This is a genomic window from Streptomyces sp. ICBB 8177, assembly GCF_003144095.1.
Lineage (GTDB): Bacteria > Actinomycetota > Actinomycetes > Streptomycetales > Streptomycetaceae > Streptantibioticus_D.
Genome location: NZ_NSKH01000018.1, coordinates 977,875 through 1,002,960 on the forward strand (window position 1 = coordinate 977,875; position 25,086 = coordinate 1,002,960).

Below are 25,086 nucleotides of genomic sequence, written 5' to 3' on the forward strand. Positions count from 1 at the left end.
CAACGGCCGTGCGCGCGACCGGCGTTGCGCCGCGCGTCACGGCTGTGGTTCCGCCTCCGAACCCTTGCCCTGATTGGTCTGCTCCAATTAACGTCACGACCGCACAGAAGCCGGCAGAACCCATCCCCCCACCCCGTGTTCTGTCCCGATCCTCCCATCCCCCCTTATGGAGGACTGCGTGGTCTCCCGACGTTCCTTCCTGACGGCGGCCGGCGCCACGGCGACCGCCGCCGCCCTGTCGCCCTTCTCCCCGCTGTCGCCCTTCACGCGCGGCGCGACCGCGGCCGGTGCCTCGCTGCCGGTGTCGCTCGTGAACAACTCCGACAGCGACACCGTCTACGCGTACATCAGCGGCTCGGACAGCAGCGGCTGGCCCGTCTTCGTCTCCGCGGACGGCACCGTCAACCGGCTGCCGAACCCCTCCTCGACGGTGACGCCCATCGCCGACTACTCCATACCGCTCGGTGCCTCCGGCTCGGCCGCCACCAAGGTGACGCTCACGGACTACGTCATCGGCGGCCGCGTCTGGTTCTCCGTCGGCCAGAAGATCCAGTTCTTCGTCAACCCCGGCTCCCCGCCCGGCCTCGTGCAGCCCGGGTTCGTCAGCTCCGACCCCAACTGGCAGACGCACTGGACGTTCTGCGAGTTCACGTACAACAGCGCCAACCTGTACGCGAACATCTCCTACGTCGACATGGTGACGCTGCCGGTCTCCATGGCCAGCACCGGCAGCGCGGGCAACCAGTCGGTCAGCCCGCTGCCCGACGGCGCGCTCGCCTCCATCGCCTCCGGCCTGAAGTCCCAGCACGCCTCCGACGGCGCCCCCTGGGACCAGCTGGTGGCCACCGACTCCTCCGGCGCGGTCCTGCGCGTCCTGGCGCCCAGCCACTCGCCGGTGGACTTCGGCGGCTACTGGGACGACTACCTCGACCAGGTCTGGAGCCACTACGCGAGCACCACGCTGACCGTCAACGGCCAGGGCAGCATCGGCTCCTACTCCGGCACCGTCCAGGGCGACGCCATCGTCTTCTCCGGCCTGAACGACGACGGGGTGCCGTTCACCAAGCCCAGCGCCGCCGACATCTTCGGCTGCGCCAGCGGGCCGCTGTACAACTCCGGCTCCGACGCGCGCGGCGCGGTCGCCGCCCGCCTCGCCGCCGCGCTCAACCGCAGCACCCTGCTGGTGTCCGGCGGCGAGAACCAGCCCGACGGGATCACGCCCGCGCAGTACTACCAGAACGCGACCACCAACCACTACGCGCGGCTGGTCCACCAGTACGCCAGCATCGGCTACGCGTTCCCCTACGACGATGTCGGCCCCACCGGTGCCGCGCCCGTCGACGGCCACCTCCAGGACCCGGCGCCCACCTCCTGGACGATCGCGCTCGGTTCAGGCGCCGGGGGCGGCGGCAACAATGGTGGCGGGGGAGGCGGGACGACCAGCGCCTACACCACCATCCAGGCAGAGTCGTACACCGCGCAGAGCGGCACCGGCACCGAGGCCTGCTCCGACTCCGGCGGCGGCTCCGACGTCGGCTGGATCTCGGCCGGCGACTGGCTCAAGTACGCGTCGGTGGACTTCGGTTCGAGCTCGCCGAACCAGTTCACCGCCCGCCTCGCCTCCGGAGCGGGCTCGGGGGTCAGCGGCGCGATACAGGTCCGCCTCGACAGCACCACCGGCACGAAGATCGCGGAGATCGACTTCGCCAACAACGGCGGCTGGCAGTCCTGGCAGACCGTGCCCGCCAACATCGTGGCCCCGGCCACCGGCGTCCACGACCTCTACCTGGTGTTCGCGGGCAGCAGTTCGGACTTCGTGAACGTCAACTGGTTCGCGTTCACCCACTGATCCGTCCCCGCCGCCAGGGAACGGACCGGCGCCGGCGCCTCGTTCGGGGCACCGGCGCCTTGGCGTGCGAACGCGAGCGGTCGGAACGTCGCTCAGGGCCCGCGCCTCGGGCGAGGGCGCCCAGGGGTGATGGCCGGCCAGGCAGGCGTCGAGGGACGGCGCGTCGGCGAGGTGGCCGCTGCCGGAGCGCGGCCGCGTCGGTCAGGCCTGGCCGGTCTCGAAGCGGGCGATCTTGTCACCCCGGACCTCGAAGCGCCAGGCGGTGCGCATGGAACCCCAGCGGCTGTTGGTGTAGTCGGCCACCAGCGAACGGCCGCCGTCCGACACCGATTCGACGTCCATCCGGCCGTCGCTGCCGAAGGCCTCGCTGTCGATCCACTGCCGCAGGTCGCGCTCGTCGCCGTCGTCGCTCATCGTCGCGTCGTCGGTGAGCAGGGCGAACAAGCCCTGCTGATCACCGGAGTCGAGGGCGTCGACGAACTTCGCCACGACCGGGTCCAACGCGTTGGTCATCGAGTCTCCCGAAAGCGTCTGCCGGGGGAAGGGAGGCTGCCGACGGGCCCGGGTGCCGGGTGGGGCTCGTGCGCCCGGGCCCTCGCTGTCAGCCCAGCGGGCCCTGCTCGACCGAGGTCATCTCCTTCCAGGTCAGGCGGGGACGGGACGGGCAGAACGGCACCGTGCCGGTGTTGCGCACGTAGCGCGCGGCGACCCAGGCGACGCGGCCGTGAACGCGGTCGCGCAGCTGGTACCACAGGTCGTTGCCGTCGACCCGCTGGCCGTGGACCTTGCAGCGCAGGCCGACCTGGGCGTGGTACGGCAGGGCGCCGAGGCGGGCCGCGCTCGTGCTGGGCAGCTCCCGCTCGACGACCCCGCTGGGGCTGATCACCGTGCCGTACGGCTGCGGCGGGGCGGCGAGCGCCGGGGTCGCGGTCAGCAGGGAACCGGCTAGGGCCACCGTCGCCGTGGCGACCGCCGCGAACCGGCGGCTGGAAGTGAACGCCATCGAGAAGACCTCCTCTGGTGAGGAACAGGACGAGAGGTGTTGTCCTGGGACAACGCATCCTCAACGAGGCGCTACGACGGAGGTTGTGGCGATTCGCCCGGATGGCCCAGCGCCCGTGCGGGGCGTGCGCCGTGCGCGGTGGCCGCGTTCACCCCGGCGGCCACCGCGCACCGGGCAGCACGCCGCGCCGCCGGACCGCGCGCCCCCCTCACCGCGTCAGTGCTCCTCCAGCCGCAGCGCCAGCGCCGGGCAGCGGCGGATCGCGCGCAGCGCCTGGGTCTTCAGGTGGGCCGGCAGCGCCATGTTGGCCAGCGCCGGGTAGCCGTCCGGATCGAGCCTGATGACCTCCGGAAGGATGTCCGCGCACAGGCCGTGCCCGTCGCAGAGCGTCCAGTCGACCATCAACTGCTCGGTCGGCTCCTCGCGCGGCAGCGGCAGCACCCCGGTCACCGGGCGCCCGCAGCCGCCGCCCAGCACGTGCGCCGCCAGGTCGTCGGTGAAGACGGCGAGCGCGGAGCGCACGAAGCGGGAGGTGCCGTCCGGATGCGAGCAGGCACCGCGCCTGCGGACGGTCTGCGCGACCCGCCGCAACGCCTCCAGCGCGGCCTGCCCGCCGCCCCCGAGCACCTCCGACAGCGCGGCGGCGACGCTCGGCAGGCCCAGGCGGCACGGACCGCACTGGGCCGCCGACTCCGCCGCCAGCCACTGGGCGACCCGCAACGTCTCGCCCAGCGGGCACAGTTCGGGGGACAGCGGTGCCACCCCGCCCGCGCCGAGCGTCGCGCCGTGCGCGTTCATCCCGGCCCGGGACACCGCGGCGACCGACGCCGCGCTGGGGTCGAGCCAGCCGCCGTGGTAGCCGCCGACCAGCACCCCCTGCCCGATCCCCGAGCCGCAGGCGTGCAGCACGTAGCTGAGCGGCACCCCGCTGGGCACCTCGACCAGCATCGGACGCGGCACGGAACCGGTCACCGTCAGCAGTACCGTCCCGGGCTCCTCCGGCGTACCCGCGTGGGCGTAGCGGGCGGCGCCCAGGCGCGCGGCGACGGCGAGTTGGGCGTACGTCTCGGTGTTGGACAGCAGCGTGGGCAGGCCGTCGACGCCGGACTCGCTGGCGTGCGTGCGGCGGCCCGCTGGCAGCGGCACCTCGTCGTTGGCGCCGCGGATGATGGAACTGGCCTCGCCCGAAACGAAGCGCTCCGGCATGCGCAGCACCTGCGCCCGCAACGTGCGACCGCGCCGGTCGTCCAGGCCGCGTTCCTCCAACGCGGCCCGTACGGAGGCCTCCAGCGGGTCGCGGGTGACCGCGACGATCAGGCGTTCCGCGCCGAGGGCCTCGGCGACGAGCAGCGCGCCGTCCAGCACCAGGTGCGGCGACCGGGTCAGCAGCGCGGTGTCCTTGCGGCAGGCGGGCTCGCCCTCGCAGCCGTTGACGACGACGGCCGTACGGCACGAGCGCGCCCGCGCGGCGGTGGCCACCGCGCGCAGCTTGCGGGCGAACGGGAAGGCGGCGCCGCCGCGACCGCGCAGGTCGATCGACTCGGCGAGCGTCTCGACCTCGGCCGCCGGAAGCAGCGGCAGCGTGCCGTGCACGGAGTGGTGGGTGGCCAGGTCGAGCCGCGAGGCGATGTCGAACCCGGCGGTCAGCCGGGGCACTCCGAGGGTGTGCACGGCGAGCGGCGCGTCGGGCGGAGGGGTGGAGGTCCGTGCGGGCAGGTTCACCGGTGGCCTTCGCTGTGGGGGAGGGGGTCGCTCGCGGGCGTGGCGGCGGAGGGCTGGTGCGTGGCGTCGCTCCACGGCTCGCCGCCGCGCGGGCCGGCGCCCGACGGGGCGCTCCAGGGCTCGCCCGGCCGGGGCCCGGCGCTCCACGGGTCGGCGTGGGCGGCGCGCGCGTCGGGAGCCTCCTGGGGTTCCGCGGTGTGGCCGAACGCCTGTGGCTCGTCGAGGCCGTAGGCGTGCCGGGTCTCGTGCGCCGGGGCGGGCTCGTGGACCCCGTACGGGTCCGTGGCGTAGGCGGAGGCGGGTGCCGGGTGAGGGGCGTGGCCGATGCCGGGGGCGGGAACCTCCGTCAGCCCCGTGCCGGGGAGGCTCTCCGCGCCGTGCGCGCCGTGAGCGCTGTGCGCGCCGTAGGCGCCCTGATCGGCGCCGAACGGGTCCGGGGCCGCGGGGGCGTGCGCCGCCCGGCCGAAGGAGCCTGCGGGCCCGCTGTACCCGGGGGCCTGGCCGGTCAGGTCGTCGGCGGCCGTGCGCGCGCCGGGTATGCCGCCGCCGGGTATGCCGCCGCCGAGCCCCGCACCGCCGGTCAGGCCGGAACCGAGTCCCGCCCCGGCTGACAGGCCCGCGCCCGCGGCCTGCCCGGCGTCCGGCGCGAGTCCCGTGCCCGCCGCGAGTCCCGCCGCCGCACCGGCCCTCGTTCCCCCGCCGCGCCCGCGGGCCCCGCGCCGCACTCCGCCCGCCGCGCGGCGTGCCCCCGCGCCCGCGCGATGGCGTACCGCCGCGAGCCCCCGCCCCGGGGCGCCCAGCCGGGACGGTCCCGCCGAACGTCCCGCGTCAGCGGTGCGGCAGACCGCGGGCCGGTCCATCACGGCGCCGTCGCGCACGTGCGTCCGCCAGCGGACCACCAGCGCCACGCACACGCCGATGACGCACAGGATGTAGGAGGCGTTGACCCAGCCCGCCGCCGAGCGGCCCGCCTTGAGCCCGTGCAGCAGGCCGGTGAACCACGCCGGGTAGGCGCACGCGTGCAGCATCCGCCAGCGCCCGGCGTGCCCGCGTGCCGCGAACGCGCCGCGCAGCACTCCGGTGGCGACGGACAGGACCAGCAGGTAGCCGGCCACCACGCCGAGACCGATGAGGAACCGCTCGCGCCCTCCGCTGAACGGCACGAGAGCCGCCACGAGGGAGACGTGCGCCTCGCCGACCTTCACCGACACGTGCAGGATCAGGAAGCCGAACGCGGCCACGGCGGTGGCCCGGTGCAGCGCCTGCGTGGCGATGCGGTGGCGCGGGCCGAGCAGCGAGGTGCCGGTGCACATCAAGCCGTAGACGACCGTGGAGGTCAGCGAGACGAGGGTGAACACGCCCGCGCCGTAGTCGAGGAAGCGCCGCGGTCCCGAGCCCGTCGCCGGCACGAGGGCGAGCACCACGACGACGGCCGCGGTGACGGTGAGCAGCACGCCGGCGGGTATCCGGGAGGCGGCGGCCGGGCCGCCCGCGCCGGGCGTTCCGGCCGGCCCGAGCAGCCGGGCCGTCCACGGCGCGTACCGCTCCAGCGCTCTTAAGGGCGCAGTGGGGGAGTACCGCGAAGGCGGCGAGGAGGCCCCGGACTTCGTGGACGCCGACGGATTCGCGAACTGTGTGGACTTCACGAAAGAGGAGAACACCGCGAAAGCGGACCGCGGGGTGGATGTGGGGGAGGATGCGGACGAAGCGCGCCGCCGCCTGCCCCCGCCGCCGTGTTGAGGGTTGATGCGCATGGTGGTTTTCTCCGGCAGCCGTTGGGGGATACGGGGGAGTTGATGGCTGACGCTAAGCCGCTACCGCAGGTATGGCACCAGGCTTGCCGCAACTGCGTTCGTGTGGGCCGTCACACTGCTAACGTCATGTCAATTGATGCTCTACGGAGCGGAGTTGACGTCCGTCGAACCGGGTGGCGGAACCTTTCCCCAGCGTCCTACCAGGGACCGTTCAGTACGGACGGGCCTGCGCCAACTTCTCAGCCATTACTTTCACTTGACCATTTCTTGAACGGATCATGTCCCTGACGTGGACAGATCAGCGACAGAGTTTCGCTTTGTGCGGAGGTACCTCACCGGTATCCGGTGAACCCGCTCCGCGGTTCGCGACGCATCTCGACCAAGCGACGCGACGCATTTACGCGACGATCCGTTTCGCTGGGGGTTTCATGAAGCTTGTCCGCTCTAGAACTCGCGCCGGACTGGCGGTGGCGGCAACCCTGCCGCTGGTCGCCGGCGCACTGGCGATGGGCATACCCAACGCCCAGGCCGACACGGCGCACGGGCGCCAGGTGATCGCCAACACCAAGCCGTCCTGGGCCACGTCCAACGCCGACCACGGTACGGCCGCCGCCTCCACCAAGGTCGATCTGCGCGTCTACCTGGCCGGTGACGCCAAGGGCCTCGCCGCCTACGCGCAAGCGGTCTCCGACCCCAGCTCGGCGAGCTACCACAAGTACCTGTCCGCCAAGCAGGCCCAGGCCCGCTTCGGCGCCACCAAGCAGCAGATCGCCGAGGTCACCGCCTGGCTGAAGTCGTCGGGCCTGAAGGTCACCGGCTCCAACCAGCACTACGTGTCGGTCTCCGGCGACCGGACGTCCGTCGAGAAGGCGTTCAACGTCCAGCTGCACAACTACTCGGTGGGCGGCCACGTCTACCACGCGCCGTCCGCCTCGGCCACGGTGCCCGCCTCGCTGAACGGCGCCGTGCTGACCGTCACCGGTCTGAACAACGCCCCGGCCAAGGCCCAGACCGACGCCACCGTCGGCGCCGCCACCAACGGCACGACCCCGGGCGCGTCCACCCCGGGCGACCAGCTGCCGCCGCCCTCCGCGGTGTTCAAGAACGCCGGTCCGTTCTCCACGTACTACGGCTCGAACACCGACAACAAGCTGCCGTCCGCGTTCGGCTCCAAGGCGCCCTACGCGATCAAGGGCTACACCGGCAAGCAGCTGCGTGCCGCCTACGGCGCGGGCAAGTACACCGGCAAGGGCGTGACGGTGGCGATCACCGACGCGTACGCCTCGCCGTACATCGCCCAGGACGCCGCCGAGTACGCCAAGCGCAACGGCGACGCCCCGTACAAGAAGGGCCAGCTGACCCAGGTCCTGCCCGGCAGCTACAACAGCACCGCGCCCAACCAGTGCGGCGCGGCCGGCTGGTACGGCGAGGAGACCCTGGACGTCGAGGCGGTGCACGCGGTGGCCCCGGCCGCCGACATCACCTACGTCGGCGCGGCCTCCTGCAACGACCCGGACCTGCTCGACGCCCTGTCCAAGGTCGTCGACAGCCACCTGGCCGACATCGTCTCCAACTCCTGGAGCGACGTCGAGTCCAACGCCACCCCCGACTCGACGGCCGCCTACGACCAGGTCTTCGAGCAGGGCGCGGTCGAGGGCATCGGCTTCTACTTCTCCTCCGGTGACGACGGCGACTACGTCGCGGCCAGCGGCAAGAAGGACATCGGCGCCCCCTCCGACTCCCCGTGGGCCACCGCGGTCGGCGGCACCTCGCTCGCCGTCGGCAAGGGGAACACGTACGAGTGGGAGACCGGCTGGGGCACCGACAAGTCGGTGCTGTCGGCCGACGGCAAGTCCTGGACCGGCTTCCCCGGCACCTTCAGCTCCGGCGCGGGCGGCGGCACCAGCACCCTCTACAGCCAGCCGTTCTACCAGCGCGGCGTCGTGCCGACCTCGCTCAGCGAGGCCAACGGCACCAAGTCCCCGATGCGCGTCATCCCGGACATCTCCGCGGTCGCCGACCCGACCACCGGCTTCCTGGTCGGCCAGTCGCAGAGCTTCCCGGACAAGTCGATCAAGTACAGCGAGTACCGCATCGGCGGCACCTCGCTGGCCTGCCCGGTGACCGCCGCCGTCCAGGCGCTGGCCCAGCAGGCCCAGGGCGGCGTGCCGATCGGCTTCGCCAACCCGTCGATCTACGAGCGGTACGGCACGCCCGCGTTCCACGACGTGACCGACCACCCGCTGGGTCAGGGCAAGGGCATCGCCGACGTCCGCGTCGACTTCGCCAACAGCATCGACGCCAGCGGCGGCCTGATCACCTCGCTGCGCACCCTCGGCACCGACAGCTCGCTGCACGCCACCGTCGGCTACGACAACGTCACCGGCGTCGGCACCCCGGGTGCGGGCTACGTGAAGTCGTACGTCCCCGGCAAGCACTGAGCACCACCCGCGAAGCGGTACGCCGCACGCCGTGACGGCTCTTCCCGAGCGCCGGGACGGCACGCGGTGAACGTCGCACGGGGCCCGCACCGGACACTCCGGTGCGGGCCCTTGCGCGGCTGGGGTACCCTGTGCCACATGCGTGCCGTACGCCTTCTGCTTACCGGGCCGCGCTGACCCAAGGTATCCAGCACCAGGTCAGTCGCGGCGTCCCCTCCTGCGTGAGGGGATTTTTCGTTTCCGGACGTTTCCGTAGGACCAGACGCGACCGGCCTGCGCCTGTCATGACATCGATGGAGCTTCGAGGGACATGAGCGAGACCACCTCCGCCGCAGAGGCGACCGCCCCCCACCGCTACACCGCTCAGCTGGCCGCGCGCATCGAGGCCGGCTGGCAGGACCGCTGGGAGCGGGAAGGCACCTTCGAGGCGCCCAACCCGGGCGGCGGCGAACTGGGCGGCCCCGAGGACGTCACCTCGCGCCCCAAGAAGTTCATCATGGACATGTTCCCGTACCCCTCGGGCGCGGGGCTGCACGTCGGCCACCCGCTGGGCTACATCGCCACCGACGTCTTCGGCCGCTTCCAGCGCATGACCGGCCACAACGTCCTGCACACCCTGGGCTTCGACGCGTTCGGCCTGCCCGCCGAGCAGTACGCGGTGCAGACCGGCACGCACCCACGGATCACCACCGAGGCCAACATCACCACCATGCGCGCGCAGCTGCGCCGCCTGGGCCTGGCCCACGACAAGCGCCGCTCGATCGCCACGATCGACCCGGAGTACTACAAGTGGACCCAGTGGATCTTCCTGCAGATCTTCAACTCCTGGTACGACCCCGAGGCGCGCAGGGCCCGGCCCATCGCCGAGCTGGTCGAGCAGTTCACCTCCGGCGCCCGGCCCACCCCCGACGGCCGCCCCTGGGAGGCGCTGACCGCCGCCGAGCGCGCCGACGTCCTGGGTGAGTACCGGCTGGCCTACGCCTCCGAGTCGCCGGTCAACTGGTGTCCCGGCCTGGGCACCGTGCTGGCCAACGAGGAGGTCACCGCGGACGGCCGCTCCGAGCGCGGCAACTTCCCGGTCTTCAAGGCCAAGCTGCGCCAGTGGATGATGCGCATCACCGCCTACGCCGACCGGCTGCTGGACGACCTGGACGCGCTGGACTGGCCCGAGGCGATCAAGCTGCAACAGCGCAACTGGATCGGCCGCTCCGAAGGCGCCCGCATCGACTTCCCCGTCCACGTCACCGGTGACGGCGACGCGGCGATCACCGTCTTCACCACCCGCCAGGACACCCTGTTCGGCGCCACCTACATGGTGCTGGCCCCCGAGCACGACCTGGTCGACGCCATCGTCCCCGACGCCTGGCCGGAGGCCACCCACCCGGTGTGGACCGGCGGCCACGCCACGCCCGCGGAGGCCGTCGCCGCCTACCGCAAGCAGGCCGCCGCCAAGTCCGACGTCGAGCGGCAGGCCGAGGCGAAGGAGAAGACCGGCGTCTTCACCGGCGCGTTCGCGGTCAACCCGGTCAGCGGCGAACTGGTGCCGGTCTTCATCGCCGACTACGTGCTGATGGGCTACGGCACCGGCGCGATCATGGCCGTCCCCGCGCACGACTCGCGCGACTTCGCCTTCGCCCGCGCCTTCGAGCTGCCGATGCGCTGCGTCGTCGAGCCGTCCGACGGCCGCGGCCAGGACACCGCCGAGTGGCCCGACGCCTTCGACTCCCACGAGGCGCGCATCGTCAACTCCGCGTCCGGGACGATCTCGCTGGACGGCCTGACCGTTCCCGAGGCCAAGGCCGCCATGACCGCGTGGCTGACCGAACGCGGCATCGGCGAGGGCACCGTCAACTACCGCCTGCGCGACTGGCTGTTCAGCCGCCAGCGCTACTGGGGCGAGCCGTTCCCGGTCGTCTACGACGAGGACGGCGTGGCGCACGCGCTGCCGGAGTCGATGCTGCCGGTGCAGCTGCCCGAGGTCGAGGACTACAGTCCGCGCACCTTCGACCCCGACGACGCCGACACCTCGCCGGAGACCCCGCTGTCGCGCAACGAGGACTGGGTCAACGTCACCCTGGACCTGGGCGACGGCCCCAAGCCGTACCGCCGCGAGACCAACACCATGCCCAACTGGGCCGGTTCCTGCTGGTACGAGCTGCGCTACCTGGACCCGCGCAACACCGAGGAGATGGTCGACCCGGCCGTCGAGGCGTACTGGATGGGCCCGCGCGAAGGCCAGCCGGCGGGTGGCGTCGACCTGTACATCGGCGGCGCCGAGCACGCCGTGCTGCACCTGCTGTACGCGCGCTTCTGGCACAAGGTGCTGCACGACCTGGGCCACGTCTCGTCGTACGAGCCGTTCCACAAGCTGTACAACCAGGGCATGATCCAGGCGTACGTCTACCGTGACGCCCGCGGCTTCCCGGTGCCGGCCGCCGAGGTCGTCGAGCGCGACGGGGAGTACTACTTCGAGGGCGAGCGGGTCCGGCGCGAGCTGGGCAAGATGGGCAAGTCCCTGAAGAACGCGGTCACCCCGGACGAGATCTGCGCGGAGTACGGCGCCGACACGCTGCGGCTGTACGAGATGGCGATGGGCCCGCTGGACGTCTCCCGCCCGTGGGACACCCGCGCGGTCGTCGGCTCGTACCGCTTCCTGCAGCGGCTGTGGCGCAACGTCGTCGACGAGGAGACCGGCGAGGTCACCGTCGTGGACGACGAGCCGTCCGAGGAGACCCTGCGCGCGCTGCACAAGGCGATCGACGGCATCCGCACGGACATGGCGAACCTGCGCTTCAACACCGCGATCGCCAAGGCCACCGAGCTGAACAACCACGTCACCAAGCTGGAGCGGGTGCCGCGCACGGTCGCCGAGGCGATGGTGCTGCTGGTGGCCCCGCTGGCGCCGCACGTCGCCGAGGAGCTGTGGTCCCGGCTGGGCCACACCGGCTCGCTGGCCTACGCGCACTACCCGGTCGCCGACCCGGCGCTGGTCCAGGACGAGACGGTCACCTGCGTCGTGCAGGTCAAGGGCAAGGTCAAGGCCCGTCTGGAGGTGCCGCCCGGCATCGCCGAAGCGGAGCTGGAGGCGCTGGCGCTGGCCGACGAGGCGGTCGTCGCGGCGCTGGACGGCGCGGCCATCCGCAAGGTGATCGTCCGGGCGCCGAAGCTGGTGAACATCGTCCCGGCGTGAGGATCTTCCCGTGATCCCTTAGGGGGTCGCTGGGGGCCGGCTGCGGGTCCGTACGGAACCCGCGGCCGGCCCTTTGCGTTTACGGTGAAGGGGCGGGTCCCGGCCGTCGGGCCGTCGTGGTCGCCGCACGCGGTCCGCCGGGGCCGTGCCCACCGAACGCCTTCAGCCGCCAGGGGAGCGCCCATGGAAGCCGTCCTCATCGTGATCGTGCTGTTCCTCCTCACGCTCTTCGCGCTCGGGGTGGTCGCCACGGTCAAGACCGTGCGCGCGGTACGTCGCGGGGTCGAGCGCACCGGGGCCCAGGCGCGCCGCGTGGTCACCGAGACGACCCTGCGGGCCAAGCGCGCCCAGCCGGGCGCCTTCGGCGAGCTGGCCTCGATGCGGCTGAGCCTGCGGCAGTCGATCATCGGCACCCGGGAGGCGCTGGAGGGCTCCGTCGCGGACGACCCGTCGCTGAAGGAGGCGCTGGGCCTGCTGGAGCGGCTGCGCGAGCACGCCCACGCGCTCGATGACGAGCTGCGGGCGCTGGAACGCGAACCGGACCGCGCCCGGGTCGGCGCCCGGCTGCCCGAGCTGCGTGAGCGCACCGAACGGGTCACGCACTCCGCCGACTCGCTGCGCTGGGCGGCGCAGGACCGCGCCCGGCAGTTCGCGGACGACGAACTCGCGGCGCTGGGCCGTCAGATCGAGCTGGAGGCGGGCGCCCTGCGGCACTGGGTCCCGGCGGAGGGAACGCGCGCGCTGAACGCGGAGGGGCCGGACGCGCGGCGCTGAGCGCTCGGAAGCCGGGCGTGGAGGAGCGGCGGGGGGCGGGCGTGAGGGGCGGAGGCTTTCGGGGTCGGCGCCGTGATGCCGCGCCGCGATCGGGGTGGCCGTCGGGGCCGCCCGGGCGGAGCGGACCGGTCCGTTCGCGGGCGGGTACTACTGTCGGCCTCGGCCGTAGGCCGGTAATCTCGCGGCCATGTCCGCCCATGTCGCGATCGTGACCGATTCCACGGCCTATCTGCCGCAGGAGGCGCTGACCCACCACCGCATCGCGGTCGTCCCGCTCACCGTGATCATCGGCGACGAGGCGCTGGAGGAGGGCACCGAGGTCTCGGCGCGTTCGGTCGCCACCGCGTTGCAGCGCAGGAAGCCGGTCAGCACCTCCCGCCCGAACCCGGAGGAGTTCGCCGCCGCCTACCGCGCGGCCGCCGCGACCGGGGCGGGAGCGATCGTGTCGCTGCACCTGTCCGCCGAGTTCTCCGGCACGTACGACGCGGCGTGCGCGGCCGCGGCCGGGGCCGAAGTCCCGGTGCGCGTGGTGGACACCGGGATGGTGGCGATGGCACTGGGCTTTCCCGTGCTGGCCGCCGCCGAGGCGGCGCAGGCGGGCGCGACGGTGGACGAGGTGGTGCGTGCCGCCGAACGGCGGGCGGCGGACACCTCCGCGTACTTCTACGTCGACACCCTCGACTACCTGCGCCGGGGCGGCCGGATCGGGGCGGCGCAGGCGCTGCTCGGTTCGGCGCTCGCGGTCAAGCCGCTCCTCCAACTCGCCGACGGGCGGATCCAGTTGCTGGAGAAGGTGCGCACCGCGTCGCGGGCCGTCGCGCGGCTGGAGGAGATCGTGGCCGAACGGGCGGGCGTCAGCGGTCCGGGCGACGCGGCCAAGGTGGACATCGCCGTCCATCACCTCGCCGCGCCGGAACGCGCCGGGGCCCTGGCGGACCGGCTGCGTGACCGGGTCCAGGGGCTGGGCGAGCTGCACGTCAGCGAGGTCGGCGCGGTGATCGGCGCGCACACGGGTCCGGGGTTGCTGGGGGCGGTCGTGTCGCGACGGTGAGGGCCGTCTGCCGTAAGGCTTCCCGGGTCCCCTCCTAAGGCTCGCCGGGTTCCCTCCGTAAGGCTCCCCGGGTTCCCTCGCGAGGGTGACGGAGTTGTCCACAACTCCCGCCTCGTCCACGGAAATCCACCGCCCGGACCGGGGTCGCGCGAACGCGCCTACGGTCAGTGTCCATGGGAACGCAATGGGCTACCGGCCTGGGGCTGGGGCAGGCCGGGGATCACACGGGACATTTCGCCGGAGCGGGACGAGGGGAGAGTGCGGGGTGGAGTGAGCACGGGGGGCGGAGCGAGCAGGCGGGACGGAGCGAGCGGGCGGGACGGGGGCAGAGTGCGGGGTGGAGTGAGCTCGCGGGGCGGGCTGACGGCGGCGCGCGGCGGGCGGAGGCGCTGTTCGGGCCGCCGGTAGGCGTACGGGGGCGGCGGGTCGCGGAGCGCGGTGAGGGCGCGGAGTGGACGGACCCGGGCAGTGGCTCGGTCGGCGGTGGCGTCGTCGGCGGTGGTGGTGTCGGAATCGGCGGTGGCGTCGGAACCGGCTCCGGAGGGGCGGCGGGCGCGCGGTGGCGAGTGAGGTGGCGCGAGGCCGTGTACGAACGGCTGCCGGTGTGGCTCCAGTTGAGATGCGGCATGGAACCGCGCACGGTCGCCGCCCTGGCCGGGGTGCTGGTGATCGCGGTCGCCTTCGGCGTGCACCACTTCTGGGCCGGCCGCCCGCGCGCGATCGCGGTGCCGCCCGTCACCCGGGCGGCCATGTCCACCGAGGACGCCACGTCCAGGCCGTCCGGTGGACCGCCCGACGTCGCGCGTGCCGCGACGCCGAGCGCCTCGGCGAGCGGTGCCGTGCTGGTCGTGGACGTCAGCGGCAAGGTCCGCAGGCCCGGCGTCCTGCGGCTGCCGCCCGGCTCCCGGGTGCTGGACGCGCTCACCGCCGCGGGAGGAGCGCTGCCCGGAGTCGACACCGGCACCGTCAACCTGGCCCGCCCGCTGGTGGACGGTGAGCAGATCGTGGTCGGCGGACCGCAGGCGGCGGCGCCCTCGGGCGGGGGGCAGCCAGGCGCGGCAGCCGGCGCCGCGGCTGCGGGGGCGCCGGGTGCCCCCGGCGGGCCGGTCAGCCTGGGCAGTGCGACGGAAGCGCAGCTGGACGCGCTCCCCGGCGTCGGTCCGGTGCTGGCGCAGCGCATCATCGACTACCGCAACCAGCACGGCGGCTTCACCTCCGTCAACCAGTTGCGCCAGGTGACCGGGGTCGGCGAACGCCGCTTCCAGGAACTCCAGCCGCTGGTAAGGCCATGAGCACCGCGACGCGGCCCCGCGCGCCCGAGCCCGGTCGCCGGCCGCCGGGAGACGTGGGGCGCGGTGGTCACCCGGAGGCGAACGAACACGGCCCACACGCGACGGGCGAGCCCCATGACGCTCGGCCCGAGGCCCCGGCCGACCTGCGGCTGGTCGCGCCCGCGCTGGCCACCTGGCTCGCGGCAGCCGTGGCACTGACCGCCCCGGCCGGTGCGGTGGCACTGGCGACGGCGGGCTGCGTGACGGCCGGCCTGGTGCTGTGCCTCCTGCGGGTGCGCGGCGGGCGAGCCGGTCGGTCGGGGGCCGCGGTGCCGGGCCGGTTCGCTGCGGGGGCCCGCGGGGGAGTGTGCGGGCTCGTGGCGGCCACCCTGCTGTGCGCGGGCGCGGCGGCGGGGGTGGCCGGGCTGGACGCGGCCGGGTCGCGGCGCGGCCCGCTGCCGGCCCTGGCCGCTCGACACGGCCGTGCCACCGTGGAGTTGACACTCACCGGAGATCCACGGCGGGGGCGTCCGAGGGTCCTGGGGACGAGTCAGGCGCCGCCCTCGGTCGTCGTCGAGGCGGAGGTGGACCGAGTCACCGAGGACGGCCGGACCACCGCCGTGCGCACCCCGGTGCTGCTTGTCGTCGACTCCGGTCCGAGCACGGACCGGTGGCTGCGCCTGCTGCCCTCCACCCGTCTCACGTCGGCTGTGCGCGTGGCCCCGGTGACCGAGCCGGGTGACCGGACGGCCGCCGTGCTGCGCGCGACAGGGCCGCCGAAGGTGACCCGGCCGCCGACGGCCGTCCAGCGCGTCGCGGGAGCCCTGCGCGCGGACCTGAGGACCGCCACCGACCAACTGCCGCAGGACGCAAGGGCGTTGCTGCCCGGCCTGGTGGTCGGCGACACCTCGCGGGTGACCCCCGAGCTCCAGGATGCGTTCGAGGCCACCGATCTGGCGCACATCCTGGCGGTGAGCGGTTCCAACCTGACGATCCTGCTGGCCCTGCTGATCGGTCCGCCCGCGCTCGCCACCCGGGCCGAGCGCAAGGGCGTCGCCGCCCGGCTCGGGCTGCCGCTGCGGGCGACGGCGGTGCTGGGCGGGCTGCTGACCGTGGGGTTCGTGGTGCTGTGCCGCCCCGAACCCAGTGTGCTCAGAGCCGCCGCCTGCGGCCTGATCACCCTGCTGGCGATCGGCACGGGACGCCGCAGGGCGCTGCTGCCCGCGCTGGCGGCGGCGGTGACCGCCCTCGTCCTGTACGACCCGTGGCTGGCCCGCTCCTACGGTTTCGCGCTGTCGGCGCTGGCCACCGCCGCGTTGCTGGTGGTGGCGCCGGGATGGCGGGAGGCGCTGGTCCGGCGCCGGGTGCCGCACCATCTGGCGGAGGCGCTGGCGGCGGCAGCGGCGGCACAGGTGTGCTGCGCCCCGCTGGTCGTCGTGATCGCCGCGCACGTCAGCCTGGTGGCGATCCCGTGCAACCTGCTGGCGGAGCTGGCCGTGGCGCCGGCCACGGTGCTCGGTTTCGGTGCGCTGGCCGCCGCACCGCTGTCGATGGGGGCGGCCAAGGCGCTGGCGTGGCTGGCGGGCTGGCCCGCGGGGTGGGTGGCCGCGGTGGCGCGCCGGGGGGCGGAGCTGCCCGGCGCGGGCGTGGACTGGCCCGGTGGCTGGGTGGGCGGGCTGTCGCTGGCGGCGGTCACCTGCGCGGTGCTCCCCCTGGCCCGCGGCGCCTTGCGGCGTCCGTGGGCGTGCGGGGCACTCGTGGTGCTGCTGGTGGTCGCCGTGGCGCGTCCGGCGCCGCTCACCCGGCTGACCACCGGCTGGCCGCCGCGGGACTGGAGACTGGCCGCCTGCGACGTCGGGCAGGGCGACGCGCTGGTGCTCAACGCGGGCGCCGGTTCCGCGGTCGTGGTGGACGCGGGCCCCGACCCCGCGGCGGTCGGCGGATGCCTGCGCGACCTGGGCGTCGACGCGATCCCGTTGCTCGTGCTGACGCACTATCACGCCGATCACGTCTCCGGGCTGCCCGGTGTGCTGAGCGGCCGCCGGGTCGGCGCCATCGAGACCACCGGCCTCGAACTCCCCGCCCGGGAGGCGGCGTTCGTACGACGGCTGGCGGGCGCGGCGCACGTTCCGTTGCTGCGGGCGGTCGCGGGGGAGCGGCGCCGGATCGGGGACCTGTCGTGGCAGGTGCTGTGGCCGCCGGCGTCGGTCGACGAACTGCCGGGGGACGACCCCAACGACGCCAGCGTCGCCATGCTGGTCAGGGCGGGCGGCCTAACCGTCATACTGCTGGGCGACCTGGAGCCCGACGCGCAGCGGGAGCTGCTGGCCCGCGACCCCGGCCTGCCCGAGGTGGACGTACTGAAAGTCGCCCACCACGGCTCGGCCTACCAGGACCCCGACCTGCTGCGCAGACTCCGCCCCCGCCTGGCGCTGATCTCGGTGGGCGCGGGCAACACCTACGGGCACCCGGCGCCCCGCACGGTCACCGCCCTGAGAGCCGAGGGCGCCGTGGTCCTGCGCACCGACACCGACGGCCCGATCGCGGTGACCGGCGACCGGCCCGAGGACCTGAGGGTGATCACGGAGGGGAGGAACGCGTGACGCTCACAACAACCTCGCGGCGCACCGCCCGCGCCCCCCGGGTCCCTCCGCCGCACCGCCGCCGGTCGCTCCGGAACCCGGGGCAGGCGGTGCGGCGGGTCATTCCTCCTCGTGCCAGCCGTCGTACTCGCAGGCCAGCGCGTCCAGGTCGGCGTGGGTCAGCGCGGATGCCGGGTCCTCGATGACGACCAGCCACTGGGCGTCCTCGGCGTCGTCATCGCCCGCCAGGGCCTCACGGACGACCTGGGGGTCGTCCTCCAGGTCGAACCGTTCCGCGGCGGCCTCGGCCGCGTCTCTCGCGGCGTCCCGGTCCGGCAGTACCAACAGATGTCTCACAGCGTTCACCTGCACATTCTGCGATACGCCTCCGGTGGACCGGCAGCCGGTCCCGGTCCCGGTCCCGGTTGTCAGTGCTCCGTGGGATGCTGGAGCGCGATGGCGAAGAAGACTGCGACCGACGACCTGCTGGCCCCCGTCACCCTGGCGGTGGGGCAGGAAGACCTGCTGCTCGACCGCGCCGTGGCCGAGGTGGTGGCCGCCGCGCGCGCCGCCGACGCGGACACCGACGTGCGCGACCTCGCGCCCGAGGCCCTCCAGCCCGGCACGCTGGCCGAGTTGGTGAGCCCCTCGCTCTTCGCCGAGCGCAAGGTCATCGTCGTGCGCAACGCCCAGGACCTGTCGGCGGACACCATCAAGGACGTCAAGGCGTACCTGGACGCCCCCGCCGAGGAGATCACCCTCGTCCTGCTGCACGCGGGCGGCGCCAAGGGCAAGGGCCTGCTGGACGCCGCCCGCAAGGCCGGGGCGCGCGAGGTGGCCTGCCCGAAGATGACCAAGCCCGCGGACCGACTCGCCTTCGTGCGAGCGGAGTTCCGCACCGCGGGCCGTTCCGCCACCCCGGAGGCGTGCCAGTCGCTGGTCGACGCGATCGGCAGCGACCTGCGCGAACTCGCCTCCGCCTGCTCCCAGCTCGCCGCCGACGTCGACGGCACGATCGACGACGCCGTGGTCGCCCGCTACTACACCGGCCGCGCCGAGGCCACCGGCTTCGAGGTGGCCGACCTCGCGGTCACCGGCCGGGCCGTCGATGCGCTGGAGCGGTTGCGCTGGGCGCTCGCGGTGGGCCAGCCGCTGCCGGGGATCACGTTCGCGCTGGCGTCCGGGGTCCGTGCCATCGGCAAGCTCGCCACCGCCCCGCGCGGCGCCCGCCCCGCCGACCTCGCCCGGGAGCTGGGCATGCCGCCGTGGAAGATCGACCGCGTGCGCCAGCAGATGCGCGGGTGGACCGGGGACGGCGTGGCCGCCGCGTTGCGCGCGGTCGCCGAAGCCGACGCCGCGGTCAAGGGCGCCGCCGCGGATCCCGCGTACGCGCTGGAGAAGGCGGTCGTCACGATCGCCCGCGCGGCTCGCTCGCGCAGTTGATCAACCATTGATCAACAGTTGATGGTTGATCAATGGTTGACGAGCGACTGCCGCCCGACGTCCCTGGGAGCCCCACGGCTGACGCCTGCCCGCCGACCTTGCCCGCCGTGCGCCCCGCCGACTTGCCCGCCGGCCGTGCGCCCCGCCGACGCCACCCCCGCCGCCGTCCCCCGCCACTGACGCCGTTCCGCCCGCCCCCGTAGTCCGCCCGCTCCTCAACCGCCCGCCCGCGCCCCCCGGAAAAACCCCGCTCCCCAACCGCCCGCCCCCGCCCCCACCCCCCGAAAAAACGCCGAAGGCCCTCCCTCCCGTCGGGGAATGACGGGGGAAGGACCTTCGGTGTACATCCGGTGCGCCGCACCCGCGTGGCGAACGCAGGCCGCGTGCGGCGCGAGACCGGGCGGCGGAGCCGCCCGAGGTGGTGCCGGGCCGGAGCGGTTGAGAGGGTCCGCTGAATCCGTACCGGCGGGGTGGTCCCGGACGTCGCTTCGCGCGGAAACCCGCGGTGGAAGTCGTCCCGGGACAGGGCTTCAGGAGCCGGAGCGAGCCCTCGACGGGACCCGGTCCGTGCCCGGATCACACACGATCGGGCCGATCGAACAGAGAGAGATCAATCAAGCAGCGCGATCGAGCAGATCGAGGCGGTCGAGCAAGATGAAGCGGGAGGATCAAGCCTGGACGGAGGCGACCGACTTGGCCAGGGCCGACTTCTTGTTGGCGGCCTGGTTGCTGTGGATGACGCCCTTGCTGACGGCCTTGTCCAGCTTGCGCGAAGCGGCGCGCGCGGCCTCGGCGGCCTTGGCGGCGTCGCCGGACTCGACGGCCTCGCGGGTGCGGCGGATGGCGGTCTTCAGCTCGGACTTGACGGCCTTGTTGCGCTGCCGGGCCTTCTCGTTGGTCTTGATCCGCTTGATCTGGGACTTGATGTTCGCCACGTAGAGCCTCTGGTAGATCGATGGTTTCGTGAGGAGCGCCCCGCGCGGAAGACGGCACGAGGCACAGTGGTCCAGGCTACCAGCAGGCCCTCAGCGCGCCCAAACCGGTCACCCGCCCGCCCGGCGCCCCGCTCGCCCCCGCGGTCATGGGACTATGGAGGCTACGTATCGATCCGACCACAGGCGACAGGCGCCCCACCAAGGCGCCTAGAGAAACAGGACCCTGCGTGCCCGCGACCCCTTCCCACGTGCCGGAGCCGAGCCGTACCGACCCGGCGCTGATCCGCAACTTCTGCATCATCGCGCACATCGACCACGGCAAGTCCACGCTCGCCGACCGGATGCTCCAGCTGACCGGTGTGGTCGAGCAGCGGCAGATGCGCGCTCAGTACCTGGACCGCATGGACATCGAGCGTGAGCGCGGCATCACGATCAAGTCGCAGGCGGTCCGGCTGCCCTGGGCGCCGACCACCGGTGACGGCCAGGGCACCACGCACGTCCTCAACATGATCGACACCCCGGGCCACGTGGACTTCACCTACGAGGTCTCCCGTTCGCTGGCCGCCTGCGAGGGCACGATCCTGCTGGTGGACGCCGCCCAGGGCATCGAGGCGCAGACCCTCGCCAACCTGTACCTGGCGCTGGAGAACGATCTGACGATCATCCCGGTGCTCAACAAGATCGACCTGCCGGCCGCGCAGCCCGAGAAGTACGCCGCCGAGCTGGCGCACATCATCGGCTGCGACACCTCCGACGTGCTCAAGGTGAGCGCCAAGACCGGCGACGGCGTCGCCGAGCTGCTGGACGAGGTCGTCCGGCAGGTCCCGGCCCCGGTCGGCGACGCGAACGCCCCCGCCCGCGCGATGATCTTCGACTCGGTCTACGACTCGTACCGCGGCGTCGTCACCTACGTGAAGGTGGTCGACGGCCAGCTCTCCCGGCGCGAGCGCATCCAGATGATGTCCACCGGCGCCGCCCACGAGCTGCTGGAGATCGGCGTCTCCGCGCCGGAGATGGCCGCCTCCGACGGCCTCGGCGTCGGCGAGGTGGGCTACCTGATCACCGGCGTCAAGGACGTGCGCCAGTCGAAGGTCGGCGACACCGTCACCCAACTGCACAAGGGCGCCACCGTGCCGCTGGGCGGTTACAAGGACCCCAAGCCGATGGTGTTCTCCGGCCTGTACCCGCTGGACGGCTCGGACTACCCGGAGCTGCGCGACGCCCTCGACAAGCTCCAGCTCAACGACGCCGCCCTGGTCTACGAGCCGGAGACCTCCGCCGCGCTCGGCTTCGGCTTCCGCGTCGGCTTCCTCGGTCTGCTCCACCTCGACGTGATCCGCGAGCGGCTGGAGCGCGAGTTCGGCCTCGACCTGATCGCGACCGCGCCCAACGTGGTCTACCGCGTGATCATGGAGGACGGTTCCGAGCACACCGTCACCAACCCCAGCGAGTTCCCGGTCGGCAAGATCAACGAGGTCTTCGAGCCCGTGGTGCGCGCCACCGTGCTGGCTCCCAGCGAGTTCGTCGGCGCGATCATGGAGCTGTGCCAGAGCCGCCGCGGCGCGCTGCTGGGCATGGACTACCTGTCCGAGGACCGCGTCGAACTGCGCTACACGCTGCCGCTCGCCGAGATCGTCTTCGACTTCTTCGACCAGCTGAAGTCCAAGACCCGCGGCTACGCCTCGCTGGACTACGAGCCGACCGGCGAGCAGACCTCCGAGCTGGTCAAGGTCGACATCCTGCTGCACGGCGACAAGGTCGACGCGTTCTCCGCGATCCTGCACAAGGACAAGGCGTACGCGTACGGCGTGCGCATGGCGGGGAAGCTGCGCGAGCTGATCCCGCGCCAGCAGTTCGAGGTGCCCATCCAGGCCGCCATCGGCAGCCGCGTCATCGCCCGTGAGACGGTCCGCGCGATCCGCAAGGACGTGCTGGCCAAGTGCTACGGCGGCGACATCTCCCGCAAGCGCAAGCTGCTGGAGAAGCAGAAGGAGGGCAAGAAGCGGATGAAGATGGTCGGCAACGTCGAGGTCCCGCAGGAGGCGTTCATCGCCGCGCTCTCCACGGACGACGGCGACACGGCGAAGGCCAAGAAGTAGCCCCTTCGCAGGGCCCCCGGTACCCACGTAGGGACGCGGAGACGACGGCCACCACGTAGGGGCACAGCGAAGACGGCCACCATCAGGGGCGCGGGGAACTGCGCGACCAGCCACAGCGGATCCGAGGCCCGGGGGACGGCGTTCGCCCGTCGTTCGTCGGCCGCAGGCCGGTGGTCGGCTGAGCGCGCAGTTCCCCGCGTCCCTTTCGGGCGCCCTGCGGGCGCACCCCTTTCGGGTGCACCGCGTTCGGGCGGCGCGCCGCGTTCAGGGGCGCCGCAGGCCGTAACGGGCGCGAGCCCGAACCGTTACGCACGGTGGCAGCGGCGCGACGGGCGCGGCGCCAGAAGGGATCCGCGGTATGACTGACTCCTCGATGGCCAGGCGGGCGCTGTTCGTCGCGACGGGCTCGGCGCTGGCGCTGGGCGCGGCGGTGTCGGCGGCATCGCCCGCGCTCGCCGACGACTTCGACGGCGGCCACCTCAGCGTCAACCAGGGCGCGGAGTGCGCGCTGCGCGATGTCGGCGACGTCGGCCGCAACGTGGTGGCCACCGGGGCGCTGCCGAAGGTCTTCAACAACGTCGGCAACGGCACCGGGCGGGTGGACGGCGTCAAGGAGTTGTGCCACGCGGTCCAGCAGACCCCGCGTCCCACCCACGTCGCCCCCGCGCACGCCGGCGCCCACCACGGCGCGGTCCCGCAGGGTGGCCAGGTCCGGTCCCACCAGGCCACCGGCCTCCTCGGCGGCCTGCCCATCGGCCACCGCTGACACCACCGGGCCTCGCGTCCGCCACCGCCGCCGGGCCTCGCCGGGCCCAGCCGGACCTCCCCGTGGACGCCCGGCGGCGTGCGGAAACGCTTCCGTTAGGCCCCGGCGGCGCATGGGGGGCGAAGTATGTACATGGCACTCACCTCGCTCGTCACGGTTTGAACAACCGCACTCCGACGGGCGTTCAGGCCTTACATGCCGCGAGATCGGCGTCTACCCTGATGGCTGCCTAAAGGTTACTGGCGAGTCACTAGCAATGAGCGGGCCCCGGAGGTTTTCGTGACGCAGACACAGCCAATGATCGAGAACCGGCCGCCCTCCGTGGCCCACCTCTTCCTCCAGAGGGTCGAGGCCACCCCCGATCACGAGGCGTACCGGTACCCGGTGCCCGCGCAGGGCGGCGGTCCCGATCAGTGGCGGTCACTGAACTGGAGCCAGGCCGCGCAGCGCGTCGACGCCATCGCCGCGGGCCTGATGGACCTGGGCGTACGGCCGGAGGAGCGCGTCGCGATCGCCTGCGGCACCCGCGTGGAGTGGCTGCTGACCGACCTCGGCATCCTGTGCGCCGGCGCGGCCACGACCACCATCTACCCCAGCACCAACGCCGACGAGTCGGGCTTCATCCTCGCCGACTCCGGCAGCCGGGTGCTGTTCGCGGAGGACGCCGGGCAGCTGGCCAAGGCCCGTGAGCGCCGTGCCGAGCTGCCCGAGCTGGCACACGTCGTGGTGATCGACGCCTCCGCGGTGCCCGAGGGCACGGCCGACGACGGCTGGGTGCTGACGCTGGAGGAACTGGAGCGGCGCGGCGCCACGTACCTGGAGACGCACCCGCAGGCCATCAAGGAGACGGTGGCGGGAATCACCGCCGACCAGCTGGCCACCCTCATCTACACCTCCGGCACCACCGGCCGGCCCAAGGGCGTGCGGCTGCCGCACGACTGCTGGTCGTACATGGCCAAGGCGATCGCCTCCACCGGCCTGCTCGGCCCGGAGGACGTGCAGTACCTGTGGCTGCCGCTCGCGCACGTCTTCGGCAAGGTGCTCACCGCGGGCCAGATCGAGATCGGCCACATCACCGCGGTCGACGGCCGGGTCGACAAGATCATCGAGAACCTGCCGGTCGTCCAGCCCACCTACATGGCCGCCGTGCCCCGCATCTTCGAGAAGGTCTACAACGGGGTGGCCGCCAAGGCCCGCGAGGGCGGCGCGGCCAAGTACCGGATCTTCCAGTGGGCCGCCGGGATCGCCCGGGAGTACGCCAAGGTCTCCCAGGAGAACCGCAGGGCGACCGGCAACCCCTCGGTCCCGCTCGGCCTGTCGGTCAAGCACGCGGTCGCCGACAAGCTGGTGTACGCAAAGATCCGCGAGGCGTTCGGCGGGCGGCTGCGGGCCTGCGTGTCCGGCTCCGCCGCGCTCGCGCCGGAGATCGGCTACTTCTTCTCCGGCGCCGGCATCCACATCCTGGAGGGCTACGGACTGACCGAGTCCTCCGCCGCCAGCTTCGTCAACCCGGGCGAGGCGTACCGCACCGGCACGGTGGGCAAGCCGCTGCCCGGCACCGAGGTGCGCATCGCGGAGGACGGCGAGATCCTGCTGCGCGGCCCGGGCATCATGCAGGGCTACCACGGTCTGCCGGAGAAGACCGAGGAGGTGCTGGAGCCGGACGGCTGGTTCCACACCGGGGACATCGGCGAGCTGTCGGAGGACGGCTTCCTGCGCATCACCGACCGCAAGAAGGACCTGATCAAGACCTCGGGCGGCAAGTACATCTCGCCCGCCGAGGTCGAGGGCCAGTTCAAGGCGGTCTGCCCGTTCGTCAGCAACGTCCTGGTCATCGGCGCCAACCGCAACTTCTGCACGGCGCTGATCGCGCTCGACGAGCCGACGATCATGACCTGGGCCAAGGAGCACGGCCAGGAGGGCAAGCCGTACGCGGAGGTCGTCGCGAGCGAGGGCGCGCGCGAGCTGATGCAGGGCTACGTGGACCGCGTCAACGCCGACCTCCAGCGCTGGCAGACGATCAAGAAGTTCCGCCTGCTGCCGAGGGACCTCACGGTCGAGCACGGCGAGCTGACCCCGAGCCTGAAGCTGAAGCGGCCGGTGGTGGAGCGGGAGTTCCAGCCCCTGATCGACGAGATGTACGAGGGCGCGCGCGAGGCGTAGCCCCGCGGCGCGCGGGACCGGGGCCGCCCGCCCCGGTCCCGCC

17 protein-coding genes are annotated in these 25,086 nt (G+C 73.1%); 11 read left to right on the forward strand and 6 right to left on the reverse strand.

The features are described 5' to 3' along the window. The first annotated feature begins 178 nt into the window (after positions 1 to 178). Positions 179 to 1,849: a beta-1,3-glucanase family protein gene (locus CK485_RS12815; protein WP_109452900.1), complete on the forward strand. Its 1,671-nt coding sequence runs from the start codon at positions 179 to 181 to the stop codon at positions 1,847 to 1,849. 201 nt (positions 1,850 to 2,050) lie between these two features. On the opposite strand, the gene CK485_RS12820 is transcribed toward CK485_RS12815, so the two are convergent. The 4 genes from CK485_RS12820 to CK485_RS29040 all read right to left on the reverse strand — a co-directional run bounded on the left by CK485_RS12820 (position 2,051) and on the right by CK485_RS29040 (position 6,220). Further along, the gene (locus tag CK485_RS12820) at positions 2,051 to 2,362 is read right to left on the reverse strand and encodes a nuclear transport factor 2 family protein (protein WP_109450042.1); all 312 of its coding nucleotides are present in this window, start codon (positions 2,360 to 2,362) and stop codon (positions 2,051 to 2,053) included. Positions 2,363 to 2,450: 88 nt separating this feature from the next. After that, positions 2,451 to 2,852 (reverse strand): SH3 domain-containing protein, encoded by a 402-nt coding sequence (locus tag CK485_RS12825; RefSeq protein WP_199239329.1) that lies wholly within the window; start codon positions 2,850 to 2,852, stop codon positions 2,451 to 2,453. Between the two features lie 216 nt (positions 2,853 to 3,068). After that, entirely contained in the window at positions 3,069 to 4,523 is a 1,455-nt protein-coding gene (locus tag CK485_RS12830; RefSeq protein ID WP_109452902.1) for an NADH-quinone oxidoreductase subunit NuoF family protein, read from the reverse strand. Positions 4,524 to 4,570: 47 nt separating this feature from the next. Further along, positions 4,571 to 6,220 carry a hypothetical protein gene (locus CK485_RS29040; RefSeq protein ID WP_199239330.1) on the reverse strand — a complete coding sequence of 550 codons (1,650 nt, stop codon included), beginning with the start codon at positions 6,218 to 6,220 and terminating at the stop codon, positions 4,571 to 4,573. 536 nt (positions 6,221 to 6,756) lie between these two features. On the opposite strand from CK485_RS29040, the gene CK485_RS12840 reads away from it, so the two are divergent. The 6 genes from CK485_RS12840 to CK485_RS12865 all read left to right on the forward strand — a co-directional run bounded on the left by CK485_RS12840 (position 6,757) and on the right by CK485_RS12865 (position 17,658). Continuing rightward, complete coding sequence (locus CK485_RS12840; protein ID WP_109450044.1) at positions 6,757 to 8,769, forward strand: S53 family peptidase; 2,013 nt, start codon at positions 6,757 to 6,759, stop codon at positions 8,767 to 8,769. A 310-nt stretch (positions 8,770 to 9,079) separates the two neighbouring features. Continuing rightward, the gene (gene leuS, locus CK485_RS12845; protein WP_109450045.1) at positions 9,080 to 11,959 is read left to right on the forward strand and encodes a leucine--tRNA ligase; all 2,880 of its coding nucleotides are present in this window, start codon (positions 9,080 to 9,082) and stop codon (positions 11,957 to 11,959) included. 183 nt (positions 11,960 to 12,142) lie between these two features. Then, positions 12,143 to 12,733, forward strand: a complete 591-nt coding sequence (locus CK485_RS12850; protein WP_109450047.1) for a hypothetical protein — start codon at positions 12,143 to 12,145, stop codon at positions 12,731 to 12,733. A 187-nt stretch (positions 12,734 to 12,920) separates the two neighbouring features. After that, positions 12,921 to 13,784, forward strand: a complete 864-nt coding sequence (locus CK485_RS12855; RefSeq protein WP_109450049.1) for a DegV family protein — start codon at positions 12,921 to 12,923, stop codon at positions 13,782 to 13,784. Positions 13,785 to 14,368: 584 nt separating this feature from the next. After that, positions 14,369 to 15,076, forward strand: a complete 708-nt coding sequence (locus CK485_RS29610) for a ComEA family DNA-binding protein (protein WP_241968448.1) — start codon at positions 14,369 to 14,371, stop codon at positions 15,074 to 15,076. Continuing rightward, complete coding sequence (locus CK485_RS12865; RefSeq protein WP_109450050.1) at positions 15,073 to 17,658, forward strand: ComEC/Rec2 family competence protein; 2,586 nt, start codon at positions 15,073 to 15,075, stop codon at positions 17,656 to 17,658. Before CK485_RS29610 ends, CK485_RS12865 begins: the two co-directional genes overlap by 4 nt. 99 nt (positions 17,659 to 17,757) lie before the next feature. Here the strand turns inward: CK485_RS12865 and CK485_RS12870 are convergent, their stop codons facing one another. Then, a complete protein-coding gene (locus tag CK485_RS12870) occupies positions 17,758 to 18,003 on the reverse strand; it encodes a hypothetical protein (protein WP_241968321.1) in 246 nt (81 codons plus the stop codon). Between the two features lie 90 nt (positions 18,004 to 18,093). Here CK485_RS12870 and holA point away from each other — a divergent pair, with 90 nt between their 5' ends. Further along, positions 18,094 to 19,080, forward strand: coding sequence for a DNA polymerase III subunit delta (gene holA / locus CK485_RS12875; RefSeq protein ID WP_109450054.1), 987 nt, complete (start codon positions 18,094 to 18,096; stop codon positions 19,078 to 19,080). 668 nt (positions 19,081 to 19,748) lie between these two features. Here holA and rpsT read toward each other — a convergent pair. Further along, positions 19,749 to 20,015, reverse strand: a complete 267-nt coding sequence (gene rpsT, locus CK485_RS12880; protein WP_109450056.1) for a 30S ribosomal protein S20 — start codon at positions 20,013 to 20,015, stop codon at positions 19,749 to 19,751. A gap of 227 nt (positions 20,016 to 20,242) precedes the next feature. Here rpsT and lepA point away from each other — a divergent pair, with 227 nt between their 5' ends. The 3 genes from lepA to CK485_RS12895 all read left to right on the forward strand — a co-directional run bounded on the left by lepA (position 20,243) and on the right by CK485_RS12895 (position 25,043). Continuing rightward, the gene (gene lepA / locus CK485_RS12885) at positions 20,243 to 22,114 is read left to right on the forward strand and encodes a translation elongation factor 4 (RefSeq protein WP_109450058.1); all 1,872 of its coding nucleotides are present in this window, start codon (positions 20,243 to 20,245) and stop codon (positions 22,112 to 22,114) included. 358 nt (positions 22,115 to 22,472) lie between these two features. Further along, positions 22,473 to 22,880, forward strand: coding sequence for a hypothetical protein (locus tag CK485_RS12890; RefSeq protein ID WP_109450060.1), 408 nt, complete (start codon positions 22,473 to 22,475; stop codon positions 22,878 to 22,880). A gap of 279 nt (positions 22,881 to 23,159) precedes the next feature. Further along, a complete protein-coding gene (locus tag CK485_RS12895) occupies positions 23,160 to 25,043 on the forward strand; it encodes an AMP-dependent synthetase/ligase (protein ID WP_109450062.1) in 1,884 nt (627 codons plus the stop codon). Positions 25,044 to 25,086: the final 43 nt, after the last annotated feature.